We start from the raw sequence: 21,261 nt of genomic DNA on the forward strand, positions 1-21,261 counted from the left end.
GCCCACGAGGAACAGCCACCAACCACACCAGCCTTCCGACTAGCGCAACCAGCGCCCGGCCCCTCAGGACCCAACAGCGTGCATGTACCCACCCCTCCAACCCGAACCGTTCACACAGCAAGCTGCGTACTAGACCCGAACCATCGGCATGAGCACCCCATCAAATGTTCCACCCATGAGCTACCAGCAACACACATTCGGTGTTGAACTGGCGCCTGGACACTCGAACCGAAACCCGAGTGCCAGATGCTCCTTAGAAAGGAGGTGATCCAGCCGCACCTTCCGGTACGGCTACCTTGTTACGACTTAGTCCTAATTACCGATCCCACCTTCGACGGCTCCCTCCACAAGGGTTAGGCCACCGGCTTCAGGTGTTACCGACTTTCATGACTTGACGGGCGGTGTGTACAAGACCCGGGAACGTATTCACCGCAGCGTTGCTGATCTGCGATTACTAGCGACTCCGACTTCATGAGGTCGAGTTGCAGACCTCAATCCGAACTGGGACCGGCTTTTGGGATTCGCTCCACCTCACGGTATTGCAGCCCTTTGTACCGGCCATTGTAGCATGCGTGAAGCCCAAGACATAAGGGGCATGATGATTTGACGTCATCCCCACCTTCCTCCGAGTTGACCCCGGCAGTATCCCATGAGTTCCCACCATTACGTGCTGGCAACATAGAACGAGGGTTGCGCTCGTTGCGGGACTTAACCCAACATCTCACGACACGAGCTGACGACAACCATGCACCACCTGTTTACGAGTGTCCAAAGAGTTGACCATTTCTGGCCCGTTCTCGTATATGTCAAGCCTTGGTAAGGTTCTTCGCGTTGCATCGAATTAATCCGCATGCTCCGCCGCTTGTGCGGGTCCCCGTCAATTCCTTTGAGTTTTAGCCTTGCGGCCGTACTCCCCAGGCGGGGAACTTAATGCGTTAGCTGCGTCACGGAAACCGTGGAATGGTCCCCACAACTAGTTCCCAACGTTTACGGGGTGGACTACCAGGGTATCTAAGCCTGTTTGCTCCCCACCCTTTCGCTCCTCAGCGTCAGTTACGGCCCAGAGATCTGCCTTCGCCATCGGTGTTCCTCCTGATATCTGCGCATTCCACCGCTACACCAGGAATTCCAATCTCCCCTACCGCACTCTAGTCTGCCCGTACCCACTGCAGGCCCGAGGTTGAGCCTCGGGATTTCACAGCAGACGCGACAAACCGCCTACGAGCTCTTTACGCCCAATAATTCCGGATAACGCTTGCGCCCTACGTATTACCGCGGCTGCTGGCACGTAGTTAGCCGGCGCTTTTTCTGCAGGTACCGTCACTTACGCTTCTTCCCTGCTAAAAGAGGTTTACAACCCGAAGGCCGTCATCCCTCACGCGGCGTTGCTGCATCAGGCTTCCGCCCATTGTGCAATATTCCCCACTGCTGCCTCCCGTAGGAGTCTGGGCCGTGTCTCAGTCCCAGTGTGGCCGGTCACCCTCTCAGGCCGGCTACCCGTCGACGCCTTGGTGAGCCATTACCTCACCAACAAGCTGATAGGCCGCGAGCCCATCCCAGACCGAAAAATCTTTCCAAACACGACCATGCGATCACGTCTCATATCCAGTATTAGACGCCGTTTCCAGCGCTTATCCCAGAGTCCAGGGCAGGTTGCTCACGTGTTACTCACCCGTTCGCCACTGATCCACCAAGCAAGCTTGGCTTCACCGTTCGACTTGCATGTGTTAAGCACGCCGCCAGCGTTCATCCTGAGCCAGGATCAAACTCTCCGTAAAAAAGAAATGCATACAACCACCGGGAAAACGACAGTCATAGCGAGTTTGAAACTGACCAAAGAGAAAACATCAAAACTGACGAATTCATATGCCAACCCCCGGAAGGGCTGGTCTTTGATCCAAAGGAATTTCTCGCAATCCAACAAAAGTCAGACCGACGAGGAATAAATTGGCATTTGACAAGTGCACGCTGTTGAGTTCTCAAGGAACGGACGCACCCACAGAAACGATCTCTCGACCTACCCGTGAGGCGGTTCACTTCATTTGACCTGCGGACTCGGCAACCAGATCAGCGCAATTGAGCTTCACGAAGAAGCAGTCAGACTGAGTTTGTGTGCCGAGTGGCAGGATCCCAACTGTAGACCAAAGAGTCGAAACTCTCAAGTGTTGGTGTTGGGGGTGGTTCGCCACTTGAGAGGACGCGGGGCCTTTCGGCCGCTCCGCTCTCCCCTGTGGGGCGAACATGTAAGAGCTTACGTGCGACCCCGGGTTCGGTCGAACTCATACGCTTCCCGGGCGTGTCGCGAAGCTCATTCCGCGAAATTCCGCGGAAGTCGGTGGGCTCAGAGGAACCGAGGCGCTCCGCCCCACCCGCCGAGCCACGCTTCGACCGACGGTTCCGCCCGCAGGACGTGCATGCCCTCGATGACGCGAGTGGTCTCTGCGTGCCCCAACCTCGTGCTCCACCGTATGCTCCTGGCGCGGGCCCGGCGGCTCGTCGCCGACCCGAGCGGCACCCCCTCCGCAGACCGCAGATGCACTCGTCCCACGTCACCTTCGCCGAGGACGGCGAGGGCATCGCTCAGCGCATCGGGACGCAACACGACCACCGGGTGTTCCAGCTCCACCCTCACGCGCGGGTCCTCGGTGACGGTGGAGCGAACGCGGGGGTCAGCGCGCAGCGCGGCCGCATCCGGGACGGGAGCCATCACGACAGCGGCTCGAGGCAGCGCCGCAAGGAGCGAGTCGGCGCACACGAACGCGGCCGCGGTCGTCGTCACCGGCACGCGTACCTCGATGTCGGGCATCGCGGGAAGGAGACCTCGTGCCGCTGACCCATCGACGGGGATCTTCGTCACCAGCTGAATCGACTGCCGATTGCCCTCGGCCTCGCGCTCGGAGTCCCCCCGGCCCGCCCAGTCCGGGCCGTCGTGCCAGGCGACGGCATCCGGAACATGCGCGAGAACCGCGCCGGCTTGCCAGCATCGGTGCGCCCACTCCCAATCCTCTCCTCCGTACGACGAGAAGGTCTCGTCGAAACCGCCCACCTCTTCGAAGAATGATCGGGAGCAGGCCACGACGGCGCTGATGACATACCGATAGGACCGGTCGTCGGCGAGCAGGAGGTTCTGACTGCGCTGGTACGCGTCTCGGAGCCAGGCCGGTTCGGGGAGTTCCCGTGCGGGACCGCATTCCTCGACCGGGATCTGGGCCGGGACGCCCGCGAAGTCCGCGTGTCGACGGCGCCCCACCGTCACCGCCTCGGACAGGAGTGCGGGAAGACGCGAGATTCGTCGCACGTACTCGGGTTCCGGGCTGGTGTCGGCATCCAAGAAGCAGAGAACGTCGCCCGACGCGGCCGCGGCTCCCAGGTTTCGAGCCGCGGCCGCGCGGAAACCGCGGTCCTCCTGACGAACCAGCAGGACGCCCTCGGGGACCGACGGCGCCTCGGGAGAGCCGTCGTCGGCGACGATGATCTCGAGACGGTTGCGCGGGTGATCCTGTCGGCGGAGAGCCTCGAGGGTGCGGGCGAGTTCCGCCGGCTGAGCGTAATGGGTGACGATGACGCTCACGCGCGGCGGTTGGGGCTCGAGGTGTGCGACCAGGTCCCAGCGGTTGCCCGGCACCCATGGCATCCGGTCGTTCCAGGGGGTGTCCCCCGTCATGACGTGACCTCGCTCCACCAGCGGAGGTACGCGCGGGCGGCGTCAGCGCGTTCGAAAGGCACAGGGTGCTGGCCGTGCCACGTGGAGGGTTCGTCGTCACGGGCGGCTGAGATCGCCGCCGCGAGGGCGTCCGGCTCGACGAGGGTCACGGTGCCGGGCCGGAGCGCGGCCATCTCGTCGTTGTAGCGGTTGCGGACGGCGAGAGGACGGCGTCCCCAGCCGATCCACGAGGCCAGAGAGCCCGACGCCGAGACATGACGGTGCGCGATCACCGGGACGGCGATGCGACGCACCCGGTCGGCCATCTCGGCGTCGTCGAGCCACCCGGTCACTTCCACCGACACCCCCCGCGCGCCGGCGCGTCGCGCGAAGGCGTCGAGGTCGCCCGCGTGGCCGTCGGAGGCCCGTCCGAGCACGGTCAGTCGCGTCAGCCCCGCGGTCGCAGCGGCTTCGAGCGCCTCGTCATGGCCCTTGCCGGGGTAGAAGTATCCGAGGACGCCGACGGAGTCGTCGACCTCCGGCGTTGCGAGCGGCACGGCCACGGAATCGACCGGGAGAGGCACGACGGCGACCGGGCCGTCGAAGACGCCCTCTTCGCGCAGCAGTTCGCGCTCATGGGCGCTGTTGACGACGACCCCGCGCGACGCCTCGGTCACGGCGCGATAGAAGGCTCGGCGCCGCGGGCGGTTGCGTTCGCCGTCGGATTCCTGCGGCACGTCGTGCAGCGTCACGGTGAGCGGATGCCGGGCGGCGAGGCCCGTGAGCGCGTGCGTCGCCTCCTCGGGCGATGCTCCCCACAGGCGGTCGGTGACGTGAGCGTGAACCGGCGTCCCCTCGGGGAGGGCGGCGAGAGCATCGACGGTCGTGATCCGCGCGTGCGGCTCCGCCGCCACGACTTCGGCCGCGATCTGCCGGGCGTAGACCGCGACACCGTGCGGGCCGGGATGGACGAGGAGCACCGGGAGGGTGGCATCCGGGATCGAGATCTTCGAACTCATGCGGCGGCGCTCCAGATGCGCAGCAGCGGGGCCATACGGTCGACGACGGCTGCGAGAAGGGCGGGACGTTTCGCGTAATAGGCGAGGTGGGCGCGGCGCACGGCGTCGGCCGAGACGGTCTCGCCGGCCACGATCCATTCGGGGCGAGGTGCGGCGTCGAGGTTCCACGCGTCGACGACCCACGATTCGAGGGGCGCGCGCACCGAAGCGAGGATCGGCCGCCCCGGGTCGACGACGCGTCCGGGCGAGCCCAGTGCCTCGACGATGCGCTCCCCCAGGGGTAGGAAGAGGGCGTTGCCGGGGTGATTGACCGTGCGCGCGAGGTCTTCGACGACGGGAGAGAAGAGGTCGGATGCCGCGACGTCAAGGCCGAGGGCCTCGCGGCGACGCAGTTCCGCAACGGAGGCGTCGGCCAGAGCGCGAACCGCCGAGGCGGGAAGGTGCGCGGGCACGCTCAGCCCACCCGCTTCGGCAACCGTGCGGACGTCGTGATAGGCCACCAGGGGCGGGTCCTCGGGGAACGCGGGGAGTCGGAGCACCGCCTGGAACGGGTGCAGACCCGCGAAGCGAACAGCGGGAACGAGCACCACGCGGGCGCCGGAAGGAAGCGAAGCCCGCAACTGCGCGGTGCCGAGCGGGAGGCCGCGGTAGTCGTCACGGATGGGCTGCGACACGAGGAAGGACGCCCCCGCGAGCAGAGCGTGCAGACGGGACGCTTCGGCGGCGTCGAGCTCGTGCACGGCGGGGATCCGCACGGCCGGCAGCTGTTCGGAGGCGATGACGAGCCGCAGGGACTCGGCCTGGCAGTTGCCGACGACGACGCCGTAGCCGTCGGGGGCGGGTGCGTCGCCGAAGAACTCGGCGTAGTGGACACGACGCGCTATCACCGCGTCGCCGTGGTCCGCAAGGCTTGTCGCGCCTGCCCTCTCCGCACCCATGATGTGAACGTATCCGTCGGTGTCGTCGTCGTCCCAACCGCCCCGTTGCATTGCGATGTGCCTGGCGATGCGGTACGCGCACCGTCACGCACGCAATCACGAGGAGGAGAGAAGATCGTCGTCACCCCCATTCGAGTCGCCGCCGTTCCCTCGGCCCATCCCTACGTCGCCGCCATCGCGGATCCGCACCACGTTCGCGTGCTGGCCGACCCGCCGCCGCCGGGAGCTCCGGCCGGCCAGTGGTGGCCCCCGCAGGTCCTGCTGCCGGCGTGGCTCGAGGCGAACGTCGAAGATTTCGACCTGGTCCACGTGCATTTCGGGATCGAGTCGTACAGCCCCGCGGAACTCGAGGACACGGTCGCGACCCTGCGCCGCCTCGGTCGGCCATTGGTCTACACGGTGCACGATCTGGAGAACCCCCAGCTGAGCGCGCAGGACGAGCACCGCGCTTCGCTCGCCGTGCTCGCCGCCGCAGCGGACGAGCTCATCACCCTCACCGACACCGCCGGGGCCGAGGTGCACACGATCGCGCACCGCGCCACGACCGTGATCCCGCATCCGACCCTCCTCGGAGACGATCCGCGTCCGACCGGATCGGCCCACGACACCACCCGTGTGGGCGTTCACCTGCGCGACCTCCGCCCCAACATCGACGGCGTCGGAACCACCGCCACGCTCGTGCGGGCCATTTCCGACCTGCGCGCTCAGGGAGCGCGCGTCGAGGCCGTCGTGCGGGTGAACGAGCGGGTACGCGACGAGGAGGCCGCGGCATCCATCGATCTGCTGGCCGCGGGGACCGAGGGCGTCCGCGTCGAGCGCGGGCCCCGTCTCGACGACGACGCGCTCGCCCGCTGGCTCGCCGACCTCGACGCGTGCGTGCTGCCCTACCGACACGGCACGCAGTCGGGATGGGCCGAGCTCTGCTACGACCTGGCCGTCCCAGTGATCGGTACGCGCATCGGACACGTCGCGGCTCAGCATCCGGACGATTTCCACACCTTCGACGTGGGTGAGCCCGTGTCCCTCGCGCGAGCGATCCTCGACGCCACGCACGAGGTGTGGTCCACGCCCGGTTCCGCTCGACGCGAGGGCGAAGTCCTGCGCCGACGCAGCGAGCGCTCCGCGGAGCTCGAGGACGTGCGATCAGCGCACCTCGCCGTCTATCGCCGCGTGCTCGCCGCCGAGGTGGCCGCGTGATCCGCGGGCAGCGGCCGCTGCGCGTGCTGGTCGTCGCGCCGTCGCGCTACCCGCTTCGACAACCACACGCGGGCGGCCTCGAGGCCACCGTCTGGGATCGGGTGCGCTGGCTCCGTTCCCGCGGACACCAGGTCACCCTGTGCGCGGCGGAGGGTTCCGACTTCCTCGACGACGTGCCCGAGTTCCGCCTTCCCGCGCCGGAGTGGACGCGGCCGGAGCACTCCTCCGACACCGAGTACCCGCGGGGATACGCCGAAGCCGTCGACGCGGCCTTCGACGCCGCCCGGGACCGGCTGATCGCCGACCGCCATCACTTCGACGTCGTCGACAACCACAGCCTGCACCCGGCTCCCATCCGCTGGAGCGTCGAGGCCGACATCCCCGTCGTCACGACCCTGCACACGCCTCCGCTGGAGGCCCTGCTCGAGGCGGCAGCCGAGGTGTCCGAGGCCTCCCATCGGTTCGTCGCCGTGAGCCAGGCCACCGCGCGCGCCTGGTCGGTCGAGGGCGTCGACGCATTCGTCTTCCCCAACGGTGTCGACACCGATCAGTGGATCCGCGGTGCGGGCGGACCCTCGTGGGTCTGGTCGGGGCGCGTCGTCCCCGAGAAGGCCCCCCACCTGGCGATCGAGGCGGCGCGCGAGGCCGATGCGCACATCGTGCTGGCCGGGCGGATCGGCGATGTGGACTATTTCGAGCAGGAGATCGTCCCCCGTCTCGGCGTGCACGCGCGATACGTCGGCCCGCTTCACCAGGCCGATCTCTGCCGCCTGGTCGGGTCTTCGGCGGTCGCTCTCGTGACGCCGATGTGGGAGGAGCCGTTCGGGCTCGTGATCGCCGAGGCCCTCGCGACCGGGACTCCCGTCGCGGCCTTCGACATCGGCGGCGTCTCCGAGGTGCTCGCGGGCATGCCGGGTTCGGCGACGGTCATGCCCGGCGACATCGTCGCCCTCGGGAAGGCCGCCGCCCACCTCGCCGCTGAGGGCGTTCGCGAGCCGCTCACGCGCGTGTGGACACGCCAAGCCGCGGTACGTCAGCATTCCCTCGCTCACCGGCACCGCGAGGTCGAGCGCGTGCTCACCCACGTCGCGCAGCCCGCCGCCGCGCGCAGGGTGCCGGCGGTGTCGTGGTGATCGGCTGGTACGTCCACCATCACGGCTACGGGCATGTCGCGCGGTTCCTCGCGGTGACCCCGCACCTGCGGACGCCCGTCGTCGCCTTCTCGTCGATGCCCCGCCCGGCGGGCCTTGCTGCGGGGGTGGACTGGATCGAACTGCCCCCGGATGCCGACCCCTTCCCCCGGGCCGATGGGTCGACGGCCGATCCGCGAGACGCCGACCCCACGGTGCGCGGTCATCTGCACTGGGCACCGCACGATCACCCGGGCCATCGCGACCGTCTGGCACTCATCGCTTCGACCGCCGCCGAACGGTCCGTGACGGCCCTGGTGGTGGACGTGAGCGTCGAGGTCGTGGCGCTCGCGCGCCTGCTCGGACTGCGCACCCTCGCCATGACGCAGCCCGGGACGCGCACGGACGCGCCGCACGCGCTCGCCTACGACCTCGCCGACGCCATCCTCGCGCCCTGGCCGCGCGGCGCCGTCTGCGCCGACGCACTGACGGCGCACGCCGATCGCGTGGTCTGGACGGGCGGGATCTCGCGCTTCGACGGACGCGAACGCGACGCACCGCGCGAGGAACGGTCGGTGCTGCTGCTGGGCCGGGTGGTCGACGAGCACGTCCGCGAGGATGCCGTCGCACGGCTTCGCGAGCGGGGATGGGACGTCACCTCGGCGGGACACGACCCCTCTTCCCGGGTCGACGATCCGTGGCCGCTGCTCGCACGCAGCACGGTCGTGGTGAGCGCCGCCGGGCAGAACAGCGTGGCGGATCTGGCTGCAGCGGGCGCGCGTGCAGTGGTCGTCGCGCAGGAGCGCCCGTTCGACGAGCAGCGGGACACGGCCGCAGCGCTCGAGCGGTGGGGGCTCGCCCGGCAGGGCGGCAGCGGCATCGACGCCGCGGGTCTCGTGGCGCTCGTCGAACTCGCCGCCGGAGACGACCCCGACTGGTCGCGGTGGCAGGTCGACGGAGCGGCCGCGCGCATGGCCGCGGCGATCGAGGCGGCGCTGCCGTGAAGACCGCCGTCCTCACGGTCGCCTCGCGATCCCGGCGGGAGCACCTGGACCGCCAACGACGCGTGCTCGCCGAGGTCGCCGACGACATCGTGCGCGTCGAGGTCTGGCTCGATGAGACACCGCCGACCGACGTCCCGGATGCCGGCACCCTCACGCTGCACGTTCCACCGGGGTCGACGGGGCTCCGCGTCGGCGAAGGTCGCAACCGTGCCGCCGCGGCGGCCATCGAGGCAGGGGCCGAGCTGCTCGTCTTCCTCGACGTGGACTGCCTGCCCGGCGCCGACCTGCTTTCCGCATACCGGACCGCGGCCTCGAGCAACCCCGACGCCGTCCTCTCGGGAGCGGTCACGTACCTGGTGAGCGTGCAGCGGCCGGAAACGGCATCCGATCTGCCCTTCCTCACCCGTCCCCACCGGGCCCGGCCCGCCCTGCCCGCCGGTGCGACCCGCCGAGCGACCCCGGAGGAGTACGACCTGTTCTGGTCGCTGTCCTTCGCCGTCACCCCCGCGACGTGGAAGCGCATCGGGGGGTTTCACCCGGGCTACGAGGGGTACGGCGCGGAAGACACCGACCTCGCCTGGACGGCGCGAGCGGCCGACATCGAGATGCTCTGGGTGGGCGGCGCGGACGCGTACCACCAGTGGCATCCGGTGTCTTCTCCCCCGTGGCAGCATCTCGACGACATCCTGCGCAACGGCGCCACCTTCCACGAACGGTGGGGCGTGTGGCCGATGGGCGGGTGGCTCGAGGCGTTCGCAGCGGCCGGGGCCATCGAGCGACGCGAGGACGGGTGGGCGCGGGTGCGCTGAATCCCGATCAGCGCACGACCTCGCGGAGCGCGTCGACGATGCGCGTCGCGCGGGGATCGTCGGCCTCCATCCAGTTGGTCACGAAGGCGAATCCGATCCGGGAGTCGAGGTCGGCGAACGCCACCTGACCACCGGCTCCATCGTGCCCGAAGCTCGTGGGGCCCAGGTAACGGCGGGCCTCGGAGTCGAGCTGGAAGCCGGCCGCCCACCGCGGCCACGGCGCAGGAGCGGCGAAGACCGGCGGACCGGCGGTCCGTTCCCGCGTCACCACCCGAAGGGTCTCGTCGTCCAGGATGCGGACGCCCTCGGTGACGGCGACGGTGGCGGACCACATCGCCGCGACGGCACGAGCGGTGGCGATGGCGCCGGCGCCGGGGATGACCGCGGCGCGGACGTCGTCGGCATTGAAGCCGTCGTCATCGGTGACCAGCGTCTCGGGGAGCGCGCCGCCGAGGGTCATCGCCCGCTCGAGCCAGTCGGTGGTCGCGGGTTCCCGCCCCTCCCGCTGCCGGGCCACATGAGCGGCCAGCGTGGGCCCGACGCGCAGGTGCGCGACGGATGCCGCGACCTCGGGCGGCATCCCGAGCCATGCGCCCCCGCCCACGGCCGCCGCCATCTCGGCGAAGGCCGCTCCCGGTTCCGTCGCGCCGGCGCGACGAACGATCTCTCCGGAGATCCAGCCGTGGGTGAGCGCGTGATAGGCCCATCCCTCGCCCGGTTGCCACAAGGGTTGCTGTCGCGCGAGCAGAGCCGCCATCGCGTCGAAGTCGAGGAGCTGCGCGCGCGAGACGTCCTCTCTGGGAGCCGACACTCCGGCGCGGTGGGCGAGGGCGTCACCGACGCTCACCCGGTCCTTCCCGCGCGCACCGAACTCGGGCCAGAGCGCACTGAGAGGCTCATCGAGGTCGAGACGGCCCGACGCGACCAGCCGCGCCGCCAGGATCGCCATGAGGCCCTTGGTGCAGGAGAACACCACGGACGGCGTCTCGCGCTGCCATCGTCTACCGTCGCGACTGTCGGCCACGCCGCCCCACAGGTCGAGGACGCTGCGACCCTCCACGCGCACAGCGAGAGCGCCGCCCATCTCGGGCAGCCCCTCGAAGGCGGCGGCGAACGCGTCGGCGACGGCCTCGAACCCGGGGGCGACGGTGCCCTCCACAGCCGTCACCGGAGCGCTCCCTCGGTCTCGAGGCGGTCGTCGTTCCATCGCACCGCCACGGGATCGGAGAGCGTTCCGACGAAGACCCCGTCGGAGCTCGTGTTCTCAAAAGCAAGCATGACGGAGCGACCCTCGGCGTCCTGCGCGATGCGACCGCTGTACAGGCTCTCGTCGGTCACGAGGGTGGCGCGCTCCACCGGATACGGCCCCCGCGGATCGTCGAGGGCGACGGCCCAGATCCCGCCGACCTGCCCTTCTCTCGCTCCGGCGAGATGCGCGGAGTCGCACGAGAACAGCAGGACCCACCGTCCCTCGACGTGCACGACCTGCGGCACCTCGAGGTGGGCGAATCCCGCGCCCGGGGCACTGAGCGGAGGCCGCACCTCCCAACGGCGCAGATCGGCCGACCAGGCGTGACCGATCACCCCGCGGTCGCGCGAGACACCCTCCCGCGCACGAGCGGTGACGAGCATGTGCCAGCCGTCCCCGTCCGGATCGGCGAACACCCACGGATCGCGCCAGGCTTCTTCGTGCCAGGTTCCGTGCGCGAGCGTCTCGTACCACCGGGGGTCGGCGGAGACGACCACAGCCGGGTCCTTCGTCCATGCGGCGAGGTCGTCCGAGGCGGCGGCCAGCACCGTCTCGACGTTCGTGATCTCGCCCTCGCGGAGAAACCGCGATCCGGTGTAGAACATGCGCCAGTCGGCATCCGTCCGCACGATGCTGCCCGTCCAGGTGGCCGTGGCGTCGGGGGCCTGACCGCCCGACGGCTCCAGCACCGTCCCGTGGACGGTCCACGAGCGCAGGTCGTCGGAGGTGGCGTAGCCGACACTGGCGTTGCGATGGCGCAGATCCGGGTCGCCGAGGCTCATGGGCGCCTGGAGGAACATCATGTGGTGGGTGTCGCCGTCGTGGGCGAGCCAGAAGTCCCAGACCCAGTGGTCGGGCAGCGTGAACGTCATGGGGATCCGTTTCGAGATGGTGGGAGCGCTCAGCCCTTGACCGCGCCCTGGACGAGGGCGCGGATGAACTGGCGCTGGAAGACGAGGAACAGCAGGACGGCGGGAGTGATGATGATCAGGGCCCCCGCATTCAGCAGCGGGATGCTCAGCGAGTACTGGCCCTGGAAGAAGGTCAGGGCGCCCGCAACCGTCCGCTGCAGTGGGTCGGCGATGAGGACGACGGGAAGCAGGAACTGGTTCCACGTCCAGATGAACAGCAGGATCGCCAGGGCCGACAGAGCGGGGGCCGCCAACGGCAGCTGGATGCTGCGGAACTCGCGCCAGATCGACGCGCCGTCCACCCGCGCCGCCTCGGAGAGCTCGCGCGGCACGTTGATGAAGTGGGCGCGCATCCAGAAGACGCCAAAGGGCATGTAGAGCCCGATCAGGGGGAAGATCACCGCCCACGGGGTGTTCACGGTGCCCAACGACTGCGCTTGGTAGTACAGCGGGATGATCAGGGCCTCGAACGGGATGGTGAGCCCGAGAACGAAGAACACCAGGATGCCGCGACCGAAGCGCACCTGAAGGGATCCCAGCGCGAATCCGGCGAGGGTCGCGGCCACCAGACTCACCGGCACGACTCCGAGGACGATCAGCAGGCTGGAACCCATGAGCTGCCAGACGTGACCCGTCTCGAAGGCCGTGGCGAAGTTCCCCCACTGCGGATCGGTCGGCCAGGTCAGCCCCGTCGGGTTGCGGTCGGCCGGCTGCAGGGCGGCCGACAGCATGCTGATCAGCGGCAGGAGCGTCACGATCGCGGCGACGCTGAGGAGGAGGATGCCGAGCAGGCGCTCGGTGCGGCTGGCGATCACGAGTCGCTCGCTCTCGAGAGGCGTTGGATGGGAAGGACCACGACGAGCACGAGCGCCATGAGCACGATGCCAAAGGCGGAGGCCAGGCCCACGTCACTCTGTGTGAAACCGATGCGGAAGATCGACAGGCCGGGAACGAGGGTCGCCCGTCCCGGACCGCCCTGGGTCGAGGTGTAGATGATGTCGAAGCTCGACAGCGCGGCGATGACGGTGACGGTGACGAGCACCGCGATCTCTTGACGCAACCCGGGCAGGGTGATGGTGAAGAACTCGCGCCACCATCCGGCGCCGTCGAGACGGATCGCCTCGTACAGCGACACGTCGATCTTGCCGAGGCCGGTCAGCAGGAGCACGGTGCACAGGCCCGTCAGCACCCACGAACCGATGAGTCCCACCGCGGGGAGGGCGGTGCCGTAGTCGGCGAGCCACGGCCGCGTGATCCAGCCGAGGCCGACCCCTCCGAGGATCTGGTTGATCGCACCGGTCTGGGCGTACATCCACGACCAGGCGATACCCGCCGCGGCCAGCGGGATGATCTGCGGGAGGAAGAGGACGGTCTGCGCGGCCGCCGCGAATCCCTTGTATCGGATGCCGCGGATGAGCGTGGCCAGGACGAGTCCCAGGCTCACGGGAATCACGGTGAAGAACGCGATCAGGATGAAGGCGTTGCGGATGGCGCCGAGGAGGTCGGGGTCGGTGAAGACGGTGAGGTAGTTGCCGAAGCCCACCCATCGGGCGACGCCGATACCGTTCCAGTCGTAGAACGAGTACTGCACGCCTTGGAGGAGCGGCCAGACCACGAACGCGACGTAGAACCCCAGCGCCGGCACGAGCAGCAGCCATCCGGTGCGGGCCGCCCGTCGGGCCACCGCGCGTGCGGCAGCCCGACGAGGAGGTGCGGTCGTCGTCGCCGGAGGGGCGCCGTCGGGTCGAGGGGCCGCCGCGACGGCGACCGCACGATCGGTCATTACTTGCCGACCTCGCTCTCGTAGAACTTCTGCACGCGGTCGACGAAGTCCTGACCGGTGATCTGACTGGTCACCAGCAGCTGCGACTCGGGGATGATCGAGCCGGCGTAGATTCCCGCGGTGGTGTTGGCCATGAAGTCGACCTGCCCGTTCTCGGCGCCGATCTGCGCGGACATCTTCAGGGCGTTCTCGATCAGCGAGCCGGACTCCACCGTGGGCAGGTCCTGCGCCGGGTCGCCACCGGGCGACGCCCCCGTGACATCGACGATGATCTGTCGGGCCGTGGGGTCGGTGTGCACCCAGTTGAGGAAATAGACGATCTCGTTGATGTGCGGCGACTTCGCCGCGACCGAGAACGAGTTCGCCGCCCCCATCGCGACGTGGTCGGCTCCCGCCTCTGCGGGCGGCACCAAGAAGAACTCGACGTTCGAGCCGAGTGCCTTCTGATAGTTCGCGGCCTCCCAGTTGCCGTTGAAGGTGAAGAGGCCCTCTCCGCCGGAGAACCGGCTCGTGAAGGTGAAGTAGTCGATCGCGTTGATGTCGGAGGGGAAGTATCCGGCGTCCGCCCACTTGCGCACCAGCTCGGCACCCTCGACGTTTCCGGACTCGTCGTAGCGCGCTCCCGGTTCGTTGAACATCCACGACAGGAATTTGTCCTTGTCGACGTACTGGTTCATCGCGGCCTGCACGACGAAGTTGACGACGCCGTCCTTGTCGCCCGCCATGATCGGCAGGATGCCGGCGGCCTTCGCCTTCGCCATGTCGGCCTCGAGCTCGGCCAGTGTCTGCGGCGGAGAGTCGATGCCCACCTGCGCGGCCAAGGTGGTGTTCATGTAGATCCCGGTGATGCTGTAGCCGAGGCCGAGCTGGTACAGCGAGCCGGAACCGCGCACGCCGTCGTCGTTCATCCGGAGGGGAGCGAGCTGAGACGCGGGCCACGCGCTCCATCCGTACGCGTCGAAATAGGGGTCGAGGTTCGCGACCAGACCGTCGCGGACCGTGTCGCCGAGCGTGGGGAGGCGGATGAGGTCGGGCGGCGTCGCACTGGCGAGGAGCTTCGGGGCGTTCGCGGTGAGGTTCTGGAACGTGTCGCGGTTGATCGTGAAGGTCACGTTCGGGTGCTGCTTGGTGAACTCCTCGGTCAGCTTGTCGGTGACCGGGAAGCCCGTCTCATCGGCGATCGTGAGCTGGACGGGGTCGCTCGTCAGCTCGGTGCTCACCTGGACGTCGTTCTGCGCGGCGGGGGCGGCGCTTCCGGGAGCACAACCGGTGAGCGCGGCGCCGGTGAGGCCCGCGATGGTCAGCAGCGCCAGGGATACCCCTCGGCGACGGCGCGGGAAACGGGTGTTCATGTCGACTCCTTCGTCAATGCTGCGGTGCCGGCGCTCGGGCGGTTCCGGCGTCGGGACTTCTGGTGCGATACCCTTGCTGAAAGGATTTAGCAGGATTATTTATACAGACCTCCACGGCGCTGTCAAGATCGCTGCGAAGATCGTGACCGCGGCATCGAGGCCGCAGAACGGGGGCATCGATGGGCAAGAGGGTCACGCTGGCCGACGTCGCACGCCTGGCCGGTTTGTCTCCCGCGGCGGCGTCGATGATCCTGAACGGCCGACCCGACACCCGGTTGTCGCAGGACGCTCACGAACGCGTCCACGCCGCGGCGGCCGAGCTCGGCTACCGCCCGAACATGGCCGCTCGGGCACTGCGCACCGACACCTCGCACACGGTCGGATTCGTCTCCGACCTGGTCGCCACGACCCGATTCGCCAGTGGACTGATCAAGGGCGCCCTCGGTGCGGCCGAGGCAGCGGGGCAAGTGGTGCTCGTGGCCGAGACCGGCGGCGAGCCCGAGCGCGAGGCCGAGGCGGTGTCGGCACTGCTGGACCGCCAGGTCGACGGCATCATCTTCGCCTCGATGCGCGCACGCGAGACCTTCGTCCCGCCACTCCCCTCGAACTTGCGCGTCGTCATGCTGAACGCGACCAACGAGGTGCATCGCTGCAGCGTGCTCCCCGACGAGGAGACCGGCGGCCGGCGGGCGATCGAGCTTCTCGTCGACGCGGGGATCCGCGACGGCATCCTGCTGCTGGGATACGACGCCGAGGCCGAACGGGACCTCTTCCGCTCCGCCACCGTGGCCGCCCGCGTCCGCGGGATCTCGGCGGCGATGGCCGATGCCGGGGCGCGCTTCCTCCACGAGGAATCGATCTGGTTGTGGGAGCCCGCTCCCGGGTACGAGTTCACCGCGCGCCTGCTCGCGAGAGGCCTGCGGCCGCGCGCGATCGTCTGCCTCAACGACCGGCTCGCCTTCGGCGCCCTCCAGGCCCTCGGAGATGCCGGGCTCCGCGTCCCCGAGGACGTCTCGCTCGTCTCGTTCGACAACGACGAGCTCGCCGCCTACCTCCGCCCGGGGCTCACGACCATCGGCCTCCCGCACGAGGACATGGGGCGTCGCGCCGTCGAGCTGCTCCTGTCGCCCGGGGGCCCGCCCGCGGGGCACCACCTCGTCGACATGCCGGTCGTGGTCCGCGAGTCCATCCGGCGTTCCTGAACGATCGGGCGATCTGCGGACGACGTCGCGTGTCCGACACATCCGGATCGTCCGAGGGCTCGTCCCGGAGGTGTCGGACGCTCGACATCATCGAGGCAGTGCGTGAGCGCACGCACGCCCCGGCACTCGCGGTACCGGGGCGTGCGTGAGGCGTCAGGCGCGGCGGAGCCAGACCGTCGTCTCACCGGGCAGGAGGTCGCCCTCGAGCGCCGTGCTCGACAGCAGCACGTCACCCGAGGGGAGGGCGGCCGGCTCGCTGCCGAAGTTGGTCACGACCGTCCAGCCGTTCGGGCGCTCGAAGGCCACGACCTCGCCGGGAGTGCCGTCGATCCACCGCAGCTGCTCGTCGGTCTGCAGCTCGTGCCGCAGGTCGAGAGCGCGCCGGTACAGCGTCAGCGTCGAGTCGGCATCGCCGTCCTGCGCGTCGACCGCGTAGGAGCCGAACCACTCCGGCTGCGGCAGGTGCGCGCCGCCCGCTCCGAAGCCGAACGCGGGGCCGGTCGCGCTCCACGGCAGGGGCACGCGGCATCCGTCCCGACCCTGATCGATGCCGGGGCTGCGGAAGAACGTCGGATCCTGCCGCGCGGCGTCGGGGATCTCGGCCACCTCGTGCAGACCGAGCTCCTCACCCTGGTACAGGTACGCCGAACCGGGCAGGCCCAGGACGAACATCGCGGCGGCGCGGGCTCGGCGCTCTCCGCGCGCGGCATCGAGCGTCGGCGACTGTCCCCCGGACAGCAACCACTCGTTGCCGTGCTTGAGCGTCGGGCGTCCGTCGTCCCCGCGCTCGGCATCGGGCAGCCCGTAGCGCGTCGCGTGCCGGACGACGTCGTGGTTCGACAGCACCCACGTCGTCGACGATCCCGACTCCGCGGCGAGCGCGAGGTTGTCGGCGACGATGCGGCGGAACTGCGCGGGGTCGAAGTCGGCCTCGAGCAGGTCGAAGTTGAACGCCTGCCCGAGGCTGTCGGCACTCGCGTACAGCGGCACCCGCGAGGGGTGCACCCACGCCTCGGCGACCGCCGTCCGCGGCGGATCGTACGAGTTGAAGACCGCGCGCCACTCGGCGTAGACCTCGTGCACGTCGTCGCGATCGATCATCGGGTGGGAGCCGTCCTGCGGAAGCGCTTCGAGCTCGGCGCGGGAGGGCAGCGGCTCGCTGAGGTCTTTCGTGAGCATGTGCGCCACGTCGATGCGGAAGCCGTCGACTCCCCGGTCGCTCCAGAAACGCAGCGTCGTGACGAAGTCGGCGCGCACCGCGGGGTTCGACCAGTCGAGGTCGGGTTGCGACACGTCGAAGTTGTGCAGGTACCACTGCCCGTCCTCCACCCGCTCCCACGCCGAGCCGCCGAAGATCGACACCCAGTCGGTGGGCGGTTCCCCGCCGTCGGGCCCGGTGCCCTCACGGAAGATGTAACGCGCACGCGCCGCCGACCCGCGGCCCGCGGCCAGCGCCTCCTGGAACCAGGCGTGCCTGTCGGACGTGTGGTTGGGCACGATGTCGACGACGACCCGGATGCCATGGGCGTGCAGCTGCGCAATGAGCTCGTCCATGTCGGCCAGGGTCCCCAGCCGCGGGTCGACGTCGCGGTAGTCGGCGACGTCGTAGCCGCCGTCCGCGAGATCGGAGGGGTAGAAGGGGCTGAGCCAGACGGCATCCACCCCCAGCTCTGCCAGATACGGTACGCGCGAGGTGATTCCGCGGATGTCGCCCAGGCCGTCGCCGTCGGTGTCGGCGAAGCTGCGGGGATACACCTGGTACACCACGGCCTGGCGCCACCAGTCGGGGGCTGCGCTGAGTTCGCGGGTCTGCACGGAGGGTGCGGCGGTGGTCACGTTTTTCCTTTCGAGGGGGGGTGGTCGGTCAGCCCTTGACGGCGCCCTGGGTCACGCCCGCCATCACCCAGCGCTGGGTGAAGAGGTAGGCGATGATGGCGGGGGCCATGGCCATGAGGTACGACGCGAAAGCGACGTTGTAGTTGTTGCTGAACTGCGTCTGGAAGAGGTTCTGCCGCACCGGCAGGGTCTGCAGCGCCGGGTCGCTGATGATGAGCGAGGGCATCATGAAGTCGTTCCACGCGTAGAGGAAGGCGAAGATGCCGACGGTGGCGCTCATAGGGGCCAGGAGCGGGAAGATGAGCCGCCAGAACGTCTGCCAGGTCGTCGCCCCGTCGATGCGTGCGCTCTCTTCGAGTTCGAGCGGGATCGACCGGAGGAAGGCCGTGAACAGCAGCACGCTGAAGCTCAGCTGGAACATCGTGGCGAGGATGATCACGCCGACGGGGTTGTCGAGCCCCACCCGACCGGTGAGCTGGATCTGCGGAAGCGCCACGACGGGGAACGGGATGAACATCGCCGCGAGCAGGTAGAAGAACGAGTACCGGAAGAGCTTCCGGTCCCAGTTGCGCGCGATCGCGTACGAGGCGAAGGCGGCGAGCACGATCGTCGCCACGACCGTGCCGGCGGTCACCAGCAGCGAGATCGCCAGGCCCACGGGGAACTTCGTCAGCGTCCACGCCTGGACGAAGCCGTCGAAGCTGAGCGGCGAGGGGAACGAGAACGCGTTGCCGTCGACGACCTGCGTGCCGCTCTTCAGCGCCATCGAGACCGTGACGTACAACGGCAGCAGCACGGTGAGGGAACAGAGCACCAGGATCGTCGTCGTCGACCAGTTGATGCGCTCCATGCCGACGCGACGACGGCGGCGGGGAGCCTGGGGGCCCTGACGATCGGGGACGGCGAGCTCGGCCTGCTCGAAGGCGAGGGCCGGCTGGTTGAGAGCGGTCATGACAGGGTGTTCCTTCCCCGGGTCAGCGAGAGCTGCAGGAGCGAGATGACGATGGCCACGACGAAGAAGAGCGCTGCGTTCGCCATCTGATACGCGTAGTCGCCGCCGTTGAAGCCGAGGATGATCGACATCGCGACGCTGCGGGTCGCGGTACCGGGGCCTCCGCCGGTGAGCCCGACGATGATGTCGTAGGCGTTCAGGAAGCCCTTGAAGCCCAGGATGATGTTGATCACTACGTACCCCGCGACGAGCGGGAGCGTGATGCGCAGCAGTTGCTGGGTCTTGCTCGCCCCGTCGAGGCCCGCGGCCTCGTAGACGTCGCCGGGGACGGAGAGGAGCCCCGCGATGTAGATGAGCAGCGTGCCGGGCACGGCCTGCCAGGCGGTGACGATCACGATCGCCACCCACGCCAGGTCGGGGTTGGCGAGCAGGCTCGTCTCGAGCCACGGGATGCCGAGGGCAGCCCCGGCCTGGGGCACCGAGTTGCTGAAGAGGAAATTGAAGACGTAGGCGATGATGATGCCCGAGATCACCATCGGGATGACGAACACCGTCCGCAGGGCCTTCGTGAACCGGATCTGCGAGGTGAGCCCGACCGCGAGCAGGAACGCGGCCACGTTGACCACGATGACCGTGGCCACCGAGAAGCCGAAGGTGAACAGGTACGCCTGCAGGATCGCCGGGTCGCTGAAGATCGCGATGTAGTTGGTCAGGCCCGTGAAGCTCCACTCCCCCAGCCCGATGGAGTCCGTGAAGCTGAAGAAGATGCCGATGAGACCCGGAACCGTGATCGCGAGCGTGAACAGCACGAGGGTCGGCAGCAGGAACAGGTAATAGATCGGCTCGATCCGGCGGGAGCTGCGACGCGCGGTCGCTTTGCCCCCGGTGACGATCGTGGTGGTGGTGGTCATCGCGCGGCCTCCTCGCCAGCGGCATCGTTCGTCGAGGCCGGGGGCTGGCGGAACGCGAGGCGCGACCAGTCCTCGTCCATGGTGCGCAGGGTGGTCTCGGGCGCTGCGCCGAAGATCATCGCCTGCGCGTAGTTGAAGGTGGGGATCGTCTTGGGCACGAGCACCGAGGCGCCCTGGTAGATGCGGCCTTCGTCGTAGTACGGCACCATGCCCGCCACGCGCGGGTCGCTCGGCGACGGGGCGTCCGCCGTGGGCGCGAAGCCGAGCTGCGACTCGTTGTAGGCCTCGATCACCTCGGGGCGGTAGAGGTACTCGAGGAAGTCGCGAGCGGCATCCTGGTGATGCGATGCCTCGGGGATGATGGCGGCGAGGTCCATGTTGACGCGCACCTTGAGGTCGTCGGGGTCGTCGGTCATCGGCAGGGGGAAGGTACCGACCGGCAGGTCCGGCGCGGTCTTAGCGATCTCGCCGAGCGCCCACGGCCCCTGCAGGTACATCGCCGCCTGCCCCTGTGCGAAGGCGAGGTTCCCATCGCCGTAGGCCCGGCTCTCAGCATCCGCATTCGTGTAGTTCGTCGCGAGCTCGAGCATGCGGTCCATGGGCTGGGTGAAGTCCTTCGCGAACGACACCGACGAGTCGGGGCCGACCTGATCGCCCTCGGCGGCCAGGGAGTCGAAGAAGTCGAGCACGTCCAGCGAGCCCCCGACGGAGTAGTCGTACCAGCCCTGGGCGACGGTCCAGTCGTCTTTGAAGGTGCCGTAGAATGGGGTGATGCCGTTGGCCTTCAGGGTCTCGGACACCTCGAGGAGCTCGCCCCACGTGGTGGGGACCGACAGGCCGAGCTGGTCGAAGATCTGCGTGTTGTAGATGACGGATGCCGCCATCACCGAGTACGGCAGGGCGCTGGTGCGACCCGCGCACGAGCCGTACTGGTCCATGAGCGGCTGCAAGTCTTCGCGCACGCTCGCCGCCGCCGCGGTGCCGCTGAGGTCGGAGAGGGCGCAGCGCTGCACGAACCGGGCCACCTCGTAGTTGTAGTTCGCCAGCATGATGTCGGGCGGGTTGCCGCGGACGAAGCTGGCCGAGACGACGTCGACGCCGGAGCTGTCCATCTCGACGCGCACCCTGTCTTGAGAGGCGTTGTACTGCGCGACGACGTCGTTCATGAACGAGAGCGCCTCGCGTTTGCTGAAGGTGAAGCGGATGGTCTCGCGCCCATCGGCCGAGCAGCCCGCGAGCAGGCTCGCCCCGAGCACCCCCACCGCGGCCGCCGCGACCCACCGCCGGGTCGCCCTGGTCTTCGTCGACACCTGGTTCCTCCTCCG

Annotated in this window: 17 protein-coding genes and 1 rRNA gene; 5 read left to right on the plus strand and 13 right to left on the minus strand. The window is 68.7% G+C overall.

What is annotated here, in order from left to right:
• Positions 1 to 257: 257 nt before the first annotated feature.
• The 4 genes from OVA17_RS03495 to OVA17_RS03510 all read right to left on the minus strand — a co-directional run bounded on the left by OVA17_RS03495 (position 258) and on the right by OVA17_RS03510 (position 5,651).
• Positions 258 to 1,778: ribosomal RNA gene (locus OVA17_RS03495) — 16S ribosomal RNA — on the minus strand.
• Between the two features lie 563 nt (positions 1,779 to 2,341).
• Positions 2,342 to 3,664 (minus strand): glycosyltransferase family 2 protein, encoded by a 1,323-nt coding sequence (locus tag OVA17_RS03500; RefSeq protein ID WP_267788210.1) that lies wholly within the window; start codon positions 3,662 to 3,664, stop codon positions 2,342 to 2,344.
• Entirely contained in the window at positions 3,661 to 4,662 is a 1,002-nt protein-coding gene (locus OVA17_RS03505) for a glycosyltransferase (RefSeq protein WP_267788211.1), read from the minus strand. The genes OVA17_RS03500 and OVA17_RS03505 overlap by 4 nt, the downstream gene beginning before the upstream one ends.
• Positions 4,659 to 5,651, minus strand: a complete 993-nt coding sequence (locus tag OVA17_RS03510; protein WP_267788212.1) for a WcbI family polysaccharide biosynthesis putative acetyltransferase — start codon at positions 5,649 to 5,651, stop codon at positions 4,659 to 4,661. The genes OVA17_RS03505 and OVA17_RS03510 overlap by 4 nt, the downstream gene beginning before the upstream one ends.
• 6 nt (positions 5,652 to 5,657) lie before the next feature.
• On the opposite strand from OVA17_RS03510, the gene OVA17_RS03515 reads away from it, so the two are divergent.
• Genes OVA17_RS03515 through OVA17_RS03530 form a run of 4 tightly spaced genes read left to right on the plus strand, consistent with a single transcriptional unit; the run spans position 5,658 to position 9,740 of the window.
• Positions 5,658 to 6,797 carry a glycosyltransferase gene (locus OVA17_RS03515; protein WP_267788214.1) on the plus strand — a complete coding sequence of 380 codons (1,140 nt, stop codon included), beginning with the start codon at positions 5,658 to 5,660 and terminating at the stop codon, positions 6,795 to 6,797.
• Positions 6,794 to 7,930 carry a glycosyltransferase gene (locus tag OVA17_RS03520; RefSeq protein WP_267788215.1) on the plus strand — a complete coding sequence of 379 codons (1,137 nt, stop codon included), beginning with the start codon at positions 6,794 to 6,796 and terminating at the stop codon, positions 7,928 to 7,930. The genes OVA17_RS03515 and OVA17_RS03520 overlap by 4 nt, the downstream gene beginning before the upstream one ends.
• The gene (locus OVA17_RS03525) at positions 7,927 to 8,931 is read left to right on the plus strand and encodes a hypothetical protein (protein WP_174799718.1); all 1,005 of its coding nucleotides are present in this window, start codon (positions 7,927 to 7,929) and stop codon (positions 8,929 to 8,931) included. Before OVA17_RS03520 ends, OVA17_RS03525 begins: the two co-directional genes overlap by 4 nt.
• Positions 8,928 to 9,740: a glycosyltransferase family 2 protein gene (locus OVA17_RS03530; protein ID WP_103208511.1), complete on the plus strand. Its 813-nt coding sequence runs from the start codon at positions 8,928 to 8,930 to the stop codon at positions 9,738 to 9,740. Before OVA17_RS03525 ends, OVA17_RS03530 begins: the two co-directional genes overlap by 4 nt.
• A gap of 7 nt (positions 9,741 to 9,747) precedes the next feature.
• Here the strand turns inward: OVA17_RS03530 and OVA17_RS03535 are convergent, their stop codons facing one another.
• The 5 genes from OVA17_RS03535 to OVA17_RS03555 are packed head-to-tail and all read right to left on the minus strand — an operon-like array spanning position 9,748 to position 15,035.
• Entirely contained in the window at positions 9,748 to 10,908 is a 1,161-nt protein-coding gene (locus tag OVA17_RS03535) for a serine hydrolase domain-containing protein (protein WP_267788219.1), read from the minus strand.
• Positions 10,905 to 11,861 carry a family 43 glycosylhydrolase gene (locus OVA17_RS03540; RefSeq protein ID WP_094736156.1) on the minus strand — a complete coding sequence of 319 codons (957 nt, stop codon included), beginning with the start codon at positions 11,859 to 11,861 and terminating at the stop codon, positions 10,905 to 10,907. The genes OVA17_RS03535 and OVA17_RS03540 overlap by 4 nt, the downstream gene beginning before the upstream one ends.
• 29 nt (positions 11,862 to 11,890) lie before the next feature.
• Entirely contained in the window at positions 11,891 to 12,715 is an 825-nt protein-coding gene (locus tag OVA17_RS03545) for a carbohydrate ABC transporter permease (RefSeq protein WP_094736157.1), read from the minus strand.
• The gene (locus OVA17_RS03550; RefSeq protein ID WP_371861629.1) at positions 12,712 to 13,683 is read right to left on the minus strand and encodes a carbohydrate ABC transporter permease; all 972 of its coding nucleotides are present in this window, start codon (positions 13,681 to 13,683) and stop codon (positions 12,712 to 12,714) included. The genes OVA17_RS03545 and OVA17_RS03550 overlap by 4 nt, the downstream gene beginning before the upstream one ends.
• Positions 13,683 to 15,035: an ABC transporter substrate-binding protein gene (locus OVA17_RS03555; protein WP_094736158.1), complete on the minus strand. Its 1,353-nt coding sequence runs from the start codon at positions 15,033 to 15,035 to the stop codon at positions 13,683 to 13,685. The genes OVA17_RS03550 and OVA17_RS03555 overlap by 1 nt, the downstream gene beginning before the upstream one ends.
• Positions 15,036 to 15,214: 179 nt before the next feature.
• Here OVA17_RS03555 and OVA17_RS03560 point away from each other — a divergent pair, with 179 nt between their 5' ends.
• On the plus strand, positions 15,215 to 16,237 hold the full coding sequence (locus OVA17_RS03560) for a LacI family DNA-binding transcriptional regulator (protein WP_103208505.1): 1,023 nt from the start codon (positions 15,215 to 15,217) through the stop codon (positions 16,235 to 16,237).
• A 153-nt stretch (positions 16,238 to 16,390) separates the two neighbouring features.
• Here OVA17_RS03560 and OVA17_RS03565 read toward each other — a convergent pair whose 3' ends face one another.
• The 4 genes from OVA17_RS03565 to OVA17_RS03580 all read right to left on the minus strand — a co-directional run bounded on the left by OVA17_RS03565 (position 16,391) and on the right by OVA17_RS03580 (position 21,246).
• Complete coding sequence (locus tag OVA17_RS03565; protein WP_267788223.1) at positions 16,391 to 18,073, minus strand: glycoside hydrolase family 13 protein; 1,683 nt, start codon at positions 18,071 to 18,073, stop codon at positions 16,391 to 16,393.
• A 28-nt stretch (positions 18,074 to 18,101) separates the two neighbouring features.
• Entirely contained in the window at positions 18,102 to 18,923 is an 822-nt protein-coding gene (locus OVA17_RS03570; RefSeq protein ID WP_094736171.1) for a carbohydrate ABC transporter permease, read from the minus strand.
• 98 nt (positions 18,924 to 19,021) lie between these two features.
• Entirely contained in the window at positions 19,022 to 19,936 is a 915-nt protein-coding gene (locus OVA17_RS03575) for a carbohydrate ABC transporter permease (protein ID WP_094736161.1), read from the minus strand.
• Positions 19,933 to 21,246 (minus strand): ABC transporter substrate-binding protein, encoded by a 1,314-nt coding sequence (locus OVA17_RS03580; RefSeq protein WP_170210726.1) that lies wholly within the window; start codon positions 21,244 to 21,246, stop codon positions 19,933 to 19,935. The genes OVA17_RS03575 and OVA17_RS03580 overlap by 4 nt, the downstream gene beginning before the upstream one ends.
• Between the last annotated feature and the right edge of the window lie 15 nt (positions 21,247 to 21,261).

The organism is Microbacterium sp. SL75 (genome assembly GCF_026625865.1).
Lineage (GTDB): Bacteria > Actinomycetota > Actinomycetes > Actinomycetales > Microbacteriaceae > Microbacterium.